This window comes from Microcystis sp. M113S1, from assembly GCF_020246945.1.
Lineage (GTDB): Bacteria > Cyanobacteriota > Cyanobacteriia > Cyanobacteriales > Microcystaceae > Microcystis.
Map to the genome: position 1 here is coordinate 1 of NZ_JADBSA010000137.1, position 13,210 is coordinate 13,210.

The window sequence follows — 13,210 nt, forward strand, 5'->3', positions numbered from 1 at the left end:
AAAGTCCGAGAAACGATTAAAACGACTTCAAAGGCGATTATCTGAAAAGAAAAAGGGAAGTAAAAATCGTCAAAAAGCTAGACAAAGATTAGCTAAAGCTCACCTTAAAGTAAATAGGCAACGTCAAGACTTTGCTGTGAAGTTAGCAAGGTGCGTAGTTCACTTCTTAGATGTGATAGCCCAGGTCGATTTAAGAGTTAAGAACTTAGTTAAGAATCATTGTTTAGCTAAATCGATAAATGATGCGGCCTGGTATCAGTTTCGAGAATGGATAGAGTATTTTGGGGTTAAATTTGGCAATATAACAATTGCTGTCGCACCGAATTATACAAGCCAAAATTGTTCAAACTGTGGTGAAACTGTCAAAAAATCTTGATCGACTAGAACCCATCAATGCAAGTGTGGATGTGTTTTAGATCGGGATGAAAACGCCGCTATCAATATCCTTAAGAAGGGGTTAGGTACTGTAGGGCATACAGGAACTTTCGATGCTCGACCCAATAAACGCTTGGGGAGAGAATACCTCTACTTTTTCAGAAGCAATTCTGTCTAAGCAAGTAATCTCTTTGAACCAAGAATCCCAGTCGCTTTAGCGCGCGGGGAGTGTCAATTAACGAATAATTTAGATAGTCAACAGCTTAGATAATCGCTTTAAAAGTCAGACAGAGGAATAATTCCACAGGCTTGAATTTTGCTTAAAACGAGGTGAAGTTGCCACAATAACCAATTGCCAACTCTCCAGAAAGCCAGGGAGTTTTGATTGTCAGAAGCTTCCGCAGATGGGTAACAAAGATTTTCTTCAAAAATCAACCAATGAACGGGTAAATGACCGAGGGGAGAATTCGGCTCTAATTCAAAGTTTAGTTGCTCATAATTGAGCCATTGACCTTCTTTCCGCCAACCCAGCCGATCGCCAAGTTTCTTTTGGGTTTCATAATCCACTAAACCACCGAGACTAGAGAAAATGGCTTGCTGAATACTAAAACCGAAATGACCATTACTATAATGAAGCCAAAGTTGATCAATTTTTTTCAGATCCGAACAAGGTAATTGAGCAATATCTTGAGGATAAACCTCATTCCAGTAGGTTCTACCCAAAATTTTTAATAGTAGTTGGGTTGTTTGGCGATCGGCCGCTTGCCACTGTTGCTTTCTTAGCAAATCTTGTAATTGATTATAATCAATATCAGCCGATTCTTGAGTTAAGATATTTGGGGAAGTCTGGGGATTTTTAGAAGTAGAAGATTTGTGAAGACTGTTTTGAGTGAATTGAGAGACAACTATTGCCAGGGGAGTTTTGGGGATAGTGTCTTTTTGACAAGCCTCTTGTTCTGCTAAATGATGAGATAATTTATTGATGGTTTTTTCTAGGGAAATAAATTGTTCTGACCATTCACTTTCATTGAATAAGTAATCATTAAATTGATCAGAGGAAAAAGCCTCTTTTAACCTTGCTTCTTTCTCGTAACCAGTCGCCAGAAAATTTAGCAAAAACTCAGAATTTATGGCTGAATCTGACGTTTCTAAGAGAGCAGGCTGAGGTGGAAAAATATTATCTACCAAATACTTAATTTCTCCAACTGTTGCATAAAATTCTTCATCCACCTTAATCACTTCTTCTATTAATAATTGAAAAGGAGCAAAATAGTCCTGTAAGTAGTTTTCAAAATTAATCGCATTTTGGGCAAGATCAGCAATTTCTTGGCGAACTCGTTGAGATTTGAGTTGATAATGATTTAATTCCTCATAAATTTTGAGTTCTTGAATAATTGCTTGCACAATTTTTTTCTGCTTTTGAGTATCCTCGGCTAATTTCTGAACTCCTTCTCCTAGTAATTTAGTTTTTCTCAACATCAAAAAAGATGTTTTTCCCAGTAGCAAAATTGACCGAAAATTTTCCTGTTTTTCTAGCTTGAGTTGATTGAGAATATTCTGATTATTATTGTTTTTAATTTCTAACTTTATTCTCTCGTAGTCTAATATTTTCAATTCTTGATATTTTTGGGAAAATAAAATTTTGAGATTGTCACTGAGTTGGAGTAAAAAACGATAATATCCGTCCTGATAGATTTCTAGTCCATTAATTAGTAAATTATAGTCTTTAATTAATAACTGAGTCTCGATCAAGATTTCTTGTTGAGTAATTTTTTCTTTTCGTTTAATAATCTTACCAAAATAGTAATGGTAGCGAACTCCTTCTTGAATTAATTTCCGACGTTCCTTGATGATTTTCTGAAAATTTTTTAAGTATCTATTTTTAAAAACAGGAAGTTGATAGCTTTGCTCATAAATGGCAATTTTTTTATAGGTCATCAGATGTTGAGAGTTCCTATTTAGCATAGCTATCTTAGACCAAAAAATTCCTCAATACTTAGCAATAATCATCCGCTGCCCCCATCTCTTGCAAGAGGGAGCAATACCTAATTAAACATTTTCAACTTCAACAACAACTGGTTCATTTTCAATAACTGGTTCATTTTCAATAACTGGTTCATTTTCAATAACAACTGTTTGAGGATTTTCAGGAGTTGGCTCAGTTACCGTTTCTTGCTGCTTTACTGTCTGTTCTTGATGGTCAGTCAAGTGTTTTTTGGTTTTTAATTTCAGGTCATCAGTCAGAGGTAAAGCATCAATTTCAGCTAAAAGTGTTTCCAGGGATTCTTTTTTACTTCGCTCAGTGTAAAAAGCATTCAGAACCGCTTCAATTCCGTACTCGGCGATCGCATCTCCTAAGACAGTAACCAACCCCATCGCTCCGATACCCAGAAAAACTACAAAGGGTTGTCCGAGGGTGAAAATTAGCACGATGACAGCAATAATAGCCGAAGCTAAATAAGTACCTGCCACTTTTTTGATAATGTTATCGAGTTCCATAAAAATCACCTCAAATTTCTAGCGAAGGATTAGTTTAATTTTAAAGCAAGGTTACTCTGTCTGTTGATCGTCGTCAAGTAAAGCTTGAAGAAAAGGTTCAAGACTTTTGGGACGATAATCGGAAAAGGCCTTTAATCGTTTTACCACACTGTGATGAACAGTGACAACTTTTGTATTGAAATATCGCCATTGCTCACCTCCCAAGGCCGACAATCCTTTAACAGTATTATCGAACTTGATGGTCGGGTCTGGTTTAATTTGGAATTCCTCGGATTCAGAGGTAGTTGAATTAAACTCTAATCCCAATTTTTTGGCTTGATTAATCATCCATTGTAACGGGTAGTCGGAAAGTCCTTGATATTCTTTTTTGCCACCACCTAGACAGGTATGTTCACCGACAAATAAAACTTCTTTGACAACTTGTTCAGGATTTTCGGGATTGGCTTTGATCGGAGTGGAAGGGAAGTTTTTACGTTTTTCATCAATGGCAACAGCATGAAAAGCATTCTGGATAATCGGACTTAGTTTTGTATTACTAAATTCATATTTTTTATGATAAAACTTAGCCAGGGGAAACCAGGGAGTTAAATCGGGAATACCAAAATTGCCAACTGTATCCCAACAACCTAACATCTTGACTGGAATACGATCTTGAAAATCTTCCTTTTCTGTCTCAATTTTTTTAGCATTAGCGGCACGAAATTGTTGAGCTTTGGCACTATCGGAACTAACGGTGTGGTCTCGATAGAGTTGATAAGCTAGGGGAATTTCTTTAATCTTAGAGCGTTTTAGGATTCCACATTTATCGATAAAACTGGCCAAACATCGAACGATATATGCTCCTCGACTAAAACCTAACAAATAAATTTCATCCTCGGTTGTGGGATTGTAGTTAAGGACAAGAAAACGATAGGCATCTTGAATCATTCGATCGAGGCCCCAGCCAAAAGTTTCATTCCCTAAACTTTTAATAAATTCGTTATCTTCGGGGCTGCCAGAACCTGACAGAAAGACGATTTGGGGGGTTTGATCCTCGGCAATATACTTAATAGATTCGGCGAATTTAACCACATTGGTGGGGTAAGCACTGGCAGAGTCTTCCCAAGAACCATCACAACAAATAATTAACCGTTTTTTCTGGTTTGAATAAGTGAGGCTATCCGGTTGAGAAATTGCTGTTTCAGTAATCTCCTCAATTTCATTGCTGGCAAGGGCAGCTTCTTCGGCAATTATAATTGATTCTGAATTATCTTCCCGGGAAGGTTCTTGATTTTCAGATGGAGCATCCTGTTCAATCACTTCTTCTTCTTCAAGGGAGTTAAAAATTTCGTTGACCATTGTTATCCTTTTCGCACTCCTTCTAGCTTTACTGCTAGTCTGAGTTTTTGATTTAGGGATCGAGGTCGGTTTGGAGGGAAGACTATCTAGTTGCCAGGTTGTCCCATAAAGAATACCATGATTGCTATAACTTGTTTGATCCTCGGCACTGCCATTGAGTGATAAATAAGTGACTAAACCAAGGTCATCAACTAAGGGAGATTGATACATCGCTTCTTGGATTTCTTCTTGGCTACGCGCTTGATTCCAAACAGAAAGTTCTGCAAGACAACCTTGCCAATAATGGGAGAGATTAACAGAGGCTCCCAAGATAATTTTTTCAATCCCCGTTAAGGCCCGGTTATGACCGTTGCCACGATGCCAAATGATCCCATTGCGATAGATCAACATTCGGCCTGTGGTGGCATTTTTGACAAAGGCCCAGTGAGTCCAATCACTATAATCTTTAAGCTTGACTTTTTTTTCAATTCGATCGAAACCTTCTTCATTTCCCGCGTCCCAAAAAATCGCAGGTTTCACGGGATCGCCCCAGGGCAAGGTAATATGTAGAACGCGGTTATTTTCCTGATTAACAGCTTCTAAAAGAGTGGTTTCTGTGGATAAATTATTTTCCCCTTTTGCCCAAAATGTAATGGTAATACTCTGATCGATGTCAAGAAATCCGTGGGATAGCTCCATGTGATCATCGATGCCATTAAATTTTAGTACAGAGCGTTGTTCAGCCATTGGTTTTGTAATCACCTAGGGGAGAAAGAGGTAATCAGGGGTTCAGGGATTCTGACTAATAAGAGACTGATCTATCTGTCGTGATTTCCCAGAATGCTACCGCCTAGCTTAACACATTTTAGTTATCTAGTGATATATATAAATAAATGTGTAGGAGTCAACGACTAATATTCCAGGGCCGGCACTTGCTGTGGCGAGAAACTCAGAGGAGTTGACCCCAATCCCTATCGCCATCAAGTAGTAGAGACCTAGTACTTGGAGGGATGCACATGGCTGACTGACATCCCTCCCCGGGACGGTTATCAGCAAACCCTAGGTACTTATTGTAACTCTGACCAAATTCCTCGGCAGCGCTCTACAATTAGTCCCTGAAAAATTAATTGGGTTGCGGGATGAATCTCTACTTTATACAGAGCAAAAAGACCTGTTGGACTATTTAGATTTAACTCCCTTCGCGTTAGAGATAAAGCTTTTGTTCGGTGCATTTCCACCGCTTTTAGTAAGCCTGGATAACTGACATTACGCAGGGCCAATTGACCATTTTTTGTGAGATAAATAGCATCATTTTGCAAGAGATATTCCAAACTGATCAAACTAGCGTGGACATCCACATCTTTTTCTAAACCCCCTAAACGGTGAGCATCTAAACCAAAGCGAATGCAGAAATTAACAGCGACTAATTTTCCCGCTTCTTCGGCAGGTAAAGCACAGTCGGCAAATTCAAAGCCTAAACTATCTGAGCGCCACTCCTCGACTCCGGCATAGGTATAGTTTTGAAACAGTTTATTTTTGAGTTTCAAGTCAAATCCCAACCCACTAGCATGACCTGCTTCATGGAATTGGGTATCGAGATGGCGATAGCGTTCACCATTAATTTGATCCTCTAGGGGTCCTAATAGTAAATCGGCCGTTTCTGGCTCAAAAATTTTTCGGATACATTCGTAGCTAGAACCGGAAAAGCGTCTTTTTTGCTCACTGGCATTATTTAAAGCTGGTCCCTGAACACTATTGGGAAAAGTCCACCTATGGGGAACGATAAAAGCCTCCCCCTTTTCTCCGCTAACTGTACCACAACTAGCAATTTCAGTAAAGGACAAATTTCTGGGAATCGGTTGTCCTAAACTGCCAAATTTTTCACGAATTAACCTTTCTAGTTGTTCAATAGAAGGTTCACTATTTTTATGAATTTTTCCGTAAATCGCACTCAAAGTGACTTGTTGCTTCCCCTGACGATTGATGCTATAGGGAGCAATCATCAGAAAATAACCATTTTTATCGATAAAATTCAGATTAATGAAATCTTCTGATAAAATGCTCCAGTCATCGGTTTCTAAAGCCGCTGCTGTTTTCAGAAGCCACTGAGCCGGAATTTCACAGTTATCTGCTTCCTGTTGACGCAGTTTTTTCGCCGCAATTGCAATTTTATTTTGCTGGATATCTTGGACGATTTCTTGGAACAACTGTTGTTGATTAACCAGGGTTTGATTCATTTTTTTGGTAGCTAAGTTGGTGTAATGTTTTAACGTTGTTTTTTGAACCATCTCTCATCGGCTAAACTCTTAGCCATTTTAAGATTTTAGGGTCTTTGTCATAGCGATAGGTCAGTCCATCTTTCCCCGTAATTGATTTTCCCTGACTGGCTTTGCTTCTAATGCTACTGAGAGAATAGTCGCTTAATTCCTTCATTTGTGCATGGGAAAGTCCTTCTTCGACTTCTGTTAAGATTGTTGTCGTTGGCGATTCGGGGGGGGGTTCCTCGGCAGAATTGATTTTAGGATTGACCTCGGTTTCCTGATTCGGTAAATCTTCGAGCCTAGTTTGAGAATTATCGACAGAAATATTAATAATTTCTTTCGCTTTTTGTCGGCGATATTCCTCCACTGTAAGCAGTTGCCAATGAGAATTACTAGAGAGTTCTAAAACCCATTGATGATAGTTAAAGAGACTTTCCCGATGTCCAACACTAATAAAAGTTGTGTGAGTTTTTTGCAATTGCCGATATAAATTTTCCTCATTGTTTAAGTCCAAAGCACTTGTGGCTTCATCTAGGATAGTAAAACTGGGACGGGTAATTAATACCCTAGCAAAAGCCAAACGTTGTTGTTCTCCCAGGGACAAAATGTTTTCCCAAGGCTCTTCTGTATCAAAGCTATTGACTCGATTTAGTAAATTTTGGAGATTGACTTCTTGCAAAACTTCCCTCAATCTTATCTCATTGGTTTCTTGATTACGATTGGGATAGAGTAACTGTTCTCGCAAGGTTCCTAATATTATATAGGGACGTTGGGGCAGAAACAATACTTCTTCTAGGGGGGGACGCACTAATCGGCCGGTTCCTGCATTCCATAAACCGGCAATCGCACGTAGCAAGGAACTTTTACCCCGACCACTCGGACCGACAATTAATAAACCTTGTCCAGGCTGAACAGAAAGGGAGAGGTTTTCGACAATTACCTGTTCATAATCGGGGGTTTGCAAGGTGACATCTTCAAAGGAAAATTGGGTTTCTTCGATGGTTTTAATCGTGCTTAAATTTTCCGGTTGTTTAATGACTTCTTCTAAGGCTTCGGAAAATTGCGATAGACGTTCAACATAACTGCTAAATTGTGCCGAAGTGCCAAATTCACTAATTAATTCCGCCAGCGCCGTAGCAAACAAATTAGCCGCTAAACAGGCTTGCCCGACCTGTCCGAAACTAATGCCCTCACTATTGATATACAAAGGACCCAAAATGACAAAAGTAAATACTTGAATTGCCGCCTGATAGCCCCGACTAAAAATTTCTGTGCCTCTCTCCCAATCAATTTTACGTTTAGCACTGTCTAAGAGTTTATTAAATCTCCGCTGAATAATATTTAATTCCTGATTTTCTCCCTCAAAGAAAGCGATCGACTCCGCATGATTACGAATGTGGGTTAGAGCATAATTATAGTTAGCCTTAAGTTCTAATTCTTCTTGAGTAATTTTATTTAGAGCTTGGTTAAAATAGATAGCAATGACGTTACCGAGAATTGTCCAAACGACTAAAATAATGGCGACAGAGGAAGAAATTGACCAGAGAATCACTAAAAAAGTGATCATATCTAGGACATTTTCTAGGGAAACTGCAAAAAAGGAGAGAGCTTTACTGGTAATCGGCTCAATTTCCTGGGATAAACGCTGATCTGGGTTGTCGATATCGGATTTAAAATTAATTCTGTAATAGGCGCGATTATGCAAATATTTTGTGAGAATCCAGTCATTGAGCCAAGCATACCAATCCAGGGCGATTCTTTTCCTGAGAAATTTAAGCAAGCCAACCAAAAGGGTGACAAAGAGCAGTCCAACCGCGAAAACTACCAAAGTTTTGACAAATTTATCAAAATCATTTTTTTCAAGAATGACATCAACTAAGTAATTACTAATAAAGCTATTGAAGGCATTTAAGCCTACAACCCCTAGGATTACCCCGATTAGTAGGATGAGCATGGCCCAAGCTTGAATCACATCGGCAAAAGTCCTTCCCCCCGATTCAGTAGGATACCAATAGGGAGCAGCGATCAGCTTGACACTGTGCCAAAATTTGCTGACATCGGAGATAATATTAGTCGTCGATCGATCTTGAGAGACTTTGGCGGACATATAGCATTTATATTTGAGTTGTGGACATTTTGCTGGAATGATTTTAGATTTTGGCTGGATTGGCGGAGTTGATTCTGGGGTTGTCTGTTGGGTTCTAGTTTCAGGAGAAACCTTCCCCTGTGTAGAAGGCAATTGGCGAAAATATAATGCTCCCCGACAATTTTAAGGTTATTGTGCTTGAGTTGTGCTAACATACTCCCGTCGCTTTATCTGTCAGTATAGAGCGCTCGCTTTCTCAGCCACCCTTGCTACTGCTTCTTTAACCCTCGTTATCTTACTACAAGTAACCATTGTTTTGATAGCTAAAGCTAGTGAGCGCTTCTCAGACTACCACATATTACCGAATTTTGTTGACCATGACAAATTTTTTTTCTATGATAAGATTTCAGGATACAGGTTTCAAAGCAATGAGGTGCGCCGATTTTCTTCCCCGTTTCCTGTTCCCCGTTCCCTCAAAGCGATAACATATCTTGCGATATCATGGTTAAAAATGTTCGATATATGTTACATTTTGTACTCGGCTTCCTTGCGCCCCTACAGTGGGGCAAATTCGGTTTCTGTAGGGGCATAAAGCATACGCCTTCCCCTAGATAACCTTTTTTGATCACAAATGCGGGAGACTCATGAGTATAGATATGAAAACAATTTACCCACTTTCACGTGGTCAAGAAGCAATGTGGTTAATCTACCAGATTGCTCCAGAAAGCGTTGCTTATAATATATTTATTACTGCAAAAATTTATTCTTATTTAAAGATTCCTGTTGTCAATCGTGTATGGCAAAAAATTATTGAAAAGCACCCGATTCTGAGAACCACATATACCAGTCATGAAGGTAAACCAGTTCAACAAGTTAATCAACAACTGAATTTTAGTGTTGGGGTAATAGATGCCAGCGAATGGAGCGAAGACCACTTAAGAGAGAAAATCTATGCTATAGCTGACACCCCTTTTAACTTAGAAAAAGATTCAGTTTTGAGGGTGAATTTATTTACTCTTTCACCAGAAGACCATATTCTCTTGCTCACAATGCACCACATCGCTGGTGATATGTGGTCTTTTAATTTACTGCTGGGTGAATTTCAAACGTCATATACTAATGAAATCAAGCGAATTAGTCAAGGGCAGCCAGAAACAGTAGATTCTCTCAGTGAAAAAAAATCTTATGCAGATTTTGTCCACTGGCAGTCAGAAATGCTATCGGGTTCCAAAGGAGAAAAACAGTGGCAATATTGGCAAAAACAATTAGCTGGCGAATTGCCAATTTTGAATTTGCTCCCAGACAAACCCCGCCCCCCAGTAAAGACTTATCAAGGGGCATCATATATTGCCAAGCTAGATGAACAGTTAATTGAAAAACTCAAGCATCTAGCTCTAGCCACAGGAACAACCCTTTATCGGATTCTGCTCACAGTATTTTACGTCCAACTTTACCGTTACACTAATCAAACAGACATCCTCATAGGCAGCCCGATGAGGGGTCGGACGGGTAAAGAGTTTAAAGAGATTGTCGGCTACTTTTCTAATCTGACCGTTTTAAGAGTTTTTGTCGAGGAGAATGCCACATTTACGGAACTTCTTGCTCAAGTCAGCAAAATAGTTAGGCAAGCTCAAAAGCATCAAGATTACCCATTTTCTCTGTTAGTAGAAAAACTCCAGCCACAACGCGATCCCAGCCGTTCGCCTTTCTGTCAAGTTAGTTTTACTTGGCAAGCACAAACTTGGTGTGAACAAAAGGAGAACTTATCCCCCAGTCAAGAACCAATGCTACAGATGGCTCCCTATTTACTTGGACATCAACGCGGTGCAGACTTTGATCTAAGTTTAATGGTAATGGAAGCAGCAGAAACCTTCCAACTAAACTGGCAATACAATACTGACTTGTTTGAGGATACTACCATCACACCCATGGCAGGGCATTTTGTGACTTTGCTAGAGTCAATTGTTGAAAATCCACAGCAACCAGTGTCATTGTTACCTTTACTGACACAGCGAGAGCAACATCAACTATTAGTCGAATGGAACAACACTAAAGCTGAATATCCCTCAAATAAGTGTATTCATCAATTATTTGAGGAGCAAGTTGAACGGACTCCTAATGCTGTAGCGGTGGTATGTTCAGGTCAACAATTAACCTATAATGAGTTAAATCGTCGAGCTAATCAGTTAGCACATTATTTGCAATCTTTGGGTGTTAAACCTGATGAATTAGTGGGGATTTGTGTTGAACGCTCTTTAGAGATGATTGTGGGATTATTGGGTATATTAAAAGCGGGTGGGGCTTATGTTCCCCTTGACCCAAATTATCCAGCAGAAAGATTGAGTTATATGTTGGCTAATTCAAAAGTTGAGGTGTTATTAACTCAACAGGAATTGTTGTCATTTTTACCGTCATCTACTGCACAGACAGTTTGTTTGGATAGAGATTGGCAAAAGATTGGACAATTTGGTAATTCTAATCTTTATACAGGTGTAAGTTCAGATAATCTTGCTTATGTGATTTACACTTCAGGTTCTACTGGACAGCCAAAAGGAGTGGCTATGAATCATCGTCCGCTTGTCAATCTTATAGTTTGGCAAGTGAAACAACCATCTGCTAAATATGGCACAAAGACAGGTCAATTTACACCAATAAGTTTTGATGTTTCTTTTCAAGAAATCTTTTCTACTTTGTGTTCAGGTGGCCTATTCGTTTTAATTACAGAAGAAATCCGCAGAGATGGAACAGCATTATTAAAAATGCTCACACAAGGAGCCATTGAAAGACTATTTCTTCCTTTTGTTGCGTTAGAACAGTTAGCCCAGAGTGCTGCTAATACTCAATTTCTCCCTCAAAATCTTCAGGAATTGATTACTGCTGGAGAGCAATTAAAAATTACTCCGGTACTAACAGACTTTTTCAATAAGCTTCCTAATTGTCGGCTAGAAAATCAGTATGGACCAACAGAAAGCCATGTAGTAACAGCATTTTCTTTAACAGGTTATCCCAATATTTGGCCATCACTTCCACCAATAGGTCGTCCAATTTCTAACACACAAATCTACATTTTAGACTCCAATCTTCAACCAGTACCTGTAGGTATTCCAGGAGAATTACACATAGGTGGAGCAGGATTAGCAAGAGGTTATCTTAACCGTCCCGAATTAACACAAGAAAAATTTATCCCTAATCCTTTTAGTAATTACTCAGATTCTCGTCTCTACAAAACTGGGGACTTAGCGCGTTATTTACCTGACGGTAATATTGAATATTTGGGACGCATTGACAACCAAGTAAAAATACGAGGATTTCGTATTGAATTAGGAGAAATAGAAACATTATTAACTCAATATCCTCAAGTACAATCATCTGTTATTATTGCCCGGGAAGATACACCAGGAAATAAGCGTTTAGTCGCCTACATTGTCCCCGAAAAAGAGACAACACCTACCCCCAATGAAATGCGGCAATTCCTCAAGGAAAAGCTGCCAGAATATATGATTCCCAGTGCTTTCGTAATACTAGAATCATTACCCTTAACACCTAATGGCAAAATAGACCGTCGCGCCTTACCTGCACCCGAACAAAGTTACGAAAGAACAGACAAATTCATCTTACCACGCAACCCCATTGAAGAAATACTGGTAACAATTTGGTCTGAAGTTTTAAAAGTCAAACAAGTAAGCATTAATGATAACTTCTTTGAACTGGGAGGACACTCATTATTAGCTACTCAACTCATCTCCCGCATTCGCAGTAATTTCTCAATAGAAATTCCCCTACGGAGTCTATTTGCAGCCCCAACAATTGAAGAATTAGGACAACAAATTCAACAATTACAGCAACAGGATTTAACCCTATCCGCACCCCCCATATTACCAAGGGGTGAACAGTCTGAATTATTGTTGTCTTACGCTCAAACTCGTCTCTGGTTTTTAGACCAATTAGAACCTAATAGTCCCTTCTATAATATTCCTGTGGCTTTACGTTTGCAAGGCCACCTTAATCAAGTTGCTTTAACACAAAGTTTAGCGGAAATTATTCAACGTCACGAAGCATTAAGAACCAACTTTGTTACTGTTAATGGACAACCAACTCAGGTTATTAACACGTTAACAAATTGGACAGTATCAGTAATCAACTTGCAGCATTTATCACCAGAAGAACAAAAAAATGCTGCTAAAAAATTAGTTAAGGAACAAGCATTACAACCCTTTGATTTAGCTAATGAAGCATTAGTAAGAGCTACCTTAATCGTGCTGAATAATAACGAGTATTGGTTATCATTGTGTCTGCACCATGTTATTAGTGATGGTTGGTCAATGGGGGTATTTATTGAAGAATTAACAGCGTTATATAATGCAGTTAATCAAGGTCAAGTTTCCCCCTTAAAACCCTTACCAATTCAGTACACTGATTTTGCAATTTGGCAAAGAAAATGGTTCCGAGGAGAAGTCCTAGAAAATCAATTAAATTACTGGAAAAAACAACTAGCAGAAGCACCAACATTCTTACCCTTACCAACAGATAAACCCCGTCCAGCAAGACAATCGTTTACAGGGGCACATCAAGAGTTTCAACTATCCCTTGAACTGACTCAAAAGCTAACAGAATTAAGTCAGCAACAAGGGGTGACAATGTTTATGACATTGTTAGCAGCTTATGGGACATT

Annotated in this window: 7 protein-coding genes and 1 pseudogene; 3 read left to right on the forward strand and 5 right to left on the reverse strand. The window is 39.0% G+C overall.

Annotated elements, in window-relative coordinates:
* Positions 1-593: pseudogene (locus tag IM319_RS06995) on the forward strand (RNA-guided endonuclease InsQ/TnpB family protein); the annotation flags it as partial.
* A gap of 58 nt (positions 594-651) precedes the next feature.
* Here IM319_RS06995 and IM319_RS07000 read toward each other — a convergent pair.
* From IM319_RS07000 to IM319_RS07020, 5 genes are all read right to left on the reverse strand, one after another.
* Entirely contained in the window at positions 652-2,313 is a 1,662-nt protein-coding gene (locus IM319_RS07000) for a GUN4 domain-containing protein (protein ID WP_287735104.1), read from the reverse strand.
* Between the two features lie 111 nt (positions 2,314-2,424).
* Positions 2,425-2,874 carry a hypothetical protein gene (locus tag IM319_RS07005; RefSeq protein WP_286824179.1) on the reverse strand — a complete coding sequence of 150 codons (450 nt, stop codon included), beginning with the start codon at positions 2,872-2,874 and terminating at the stop codon, positions 2,425-2,427.
* A gap of 51 nt (positions 2,875-2,925) precedes the next feature.
* The gene (locus IM319_RS07010; RefSeq protein ID WP_287735105.1) at positions 2,926-4,938 is read right to left on the reverse strand and encodes a phospholipase effector Tle1 domain-containing protein; all 2,013 of its coding nucleotides are present in this window, start codon (positions 4,936-4,938) and stop codon (positions 2,926-2,928) included.
* Positions 4,939-5,258: 320 nt separating this feature from the next.
* Positions 5,259-6,428 carry a DUF6014 family protein gene (locus IM319_RS07015; protein WP_287077739.1) on the reverse strand — a complete coding sequence of 390 codons (1,170 nt, stop codon included), beginning with the start codon at positions 6,426-6,428 and terminating at the stop codon, positions 5,259-5,261.
* 61 nt (positions 6,429-6,489) lie between these two features.
* The gene (locus IM319_RS07020) at positions 6,490-8,559 is read right to left on the reverse strand and encodes an ABC transporter ATP-binding protein/permease (RefSeq protein ID WP_287735106.1); all 2,070 of its coding nucleotides are present in this window, start codon (positions 8,557-8,559) and stop codon (positions 6,490-6,492) included.
* A gap of 37 nt (positions 8,560-8,596) precedes the next feature.
* Here IM319_RS07020 and IM319_RS07025 point away from each other — a divergent pair, with 37 nt between their 5' ends.
* Positions 8,597-8,725 (forward strand): hypothetical protein, encoded by a 129-nt coding sequence (locus tag IM319_RS07025; protein WP_287735107.1) that lies wholly within the window; start codon positions 8,597-8,599, stop codon positions 8,723-8,725.
* 469 nt (positions 8,726-9,194) lie between these two features.
* Positions 9,195-13,210 (forward strand): amino acid adenylation domain-containing protein (locus IM319_RS07030; protein WP_287735108.1); only part of this gene is annotated, 4,016 nt, incomplete at its 3' end.

Bases quoted from the DNA above. Each gene is read 5' to 3' on its own strand.
- IM319_RS07025 (WP_287735107.1), top strand. From the start codon at position 8,597: ATGATTTTAGATTTTGGCTGGATTGGCGGAGTTGATTCTGGGGTTGTC.
- IM319_RS07020 (WP_287735106.1), bottom strand. From the start codon at position 8,559: ATGTCCGCCAAAGTCTCTCAAGATCGATCGACGACTAATATTATCTCC.
- IM319_RS07005 (WP_286824179.1), bottom strand. From the start codon at position 2,874: ATGGAACTCGATAACATTATCAAAAAAGTGGCAGGTACTTATTTAGCT.
- IM319_RS07000 (WP_287735104.1), bottom strand. From the start codon at position 2,313: ATGACCTATAAAAAAATTGCCATTTATGAGCAAAGCTATCAACTTCCT.
- IM319_RS07010 (WP_287735105.1), bottom strand. From the start codon at position 4,938: ATGGCTGAACAACGCTCTGTACTAAAATTTAATGGCATCGATGATCAC.
- IM319_RS07015 (WP_287077739.1), bottom strand. From the start codon at position 6,428: ATGAATCAAACCCTGGTTAATCAACAACAGTTGTTCCAAGAAATCGTC.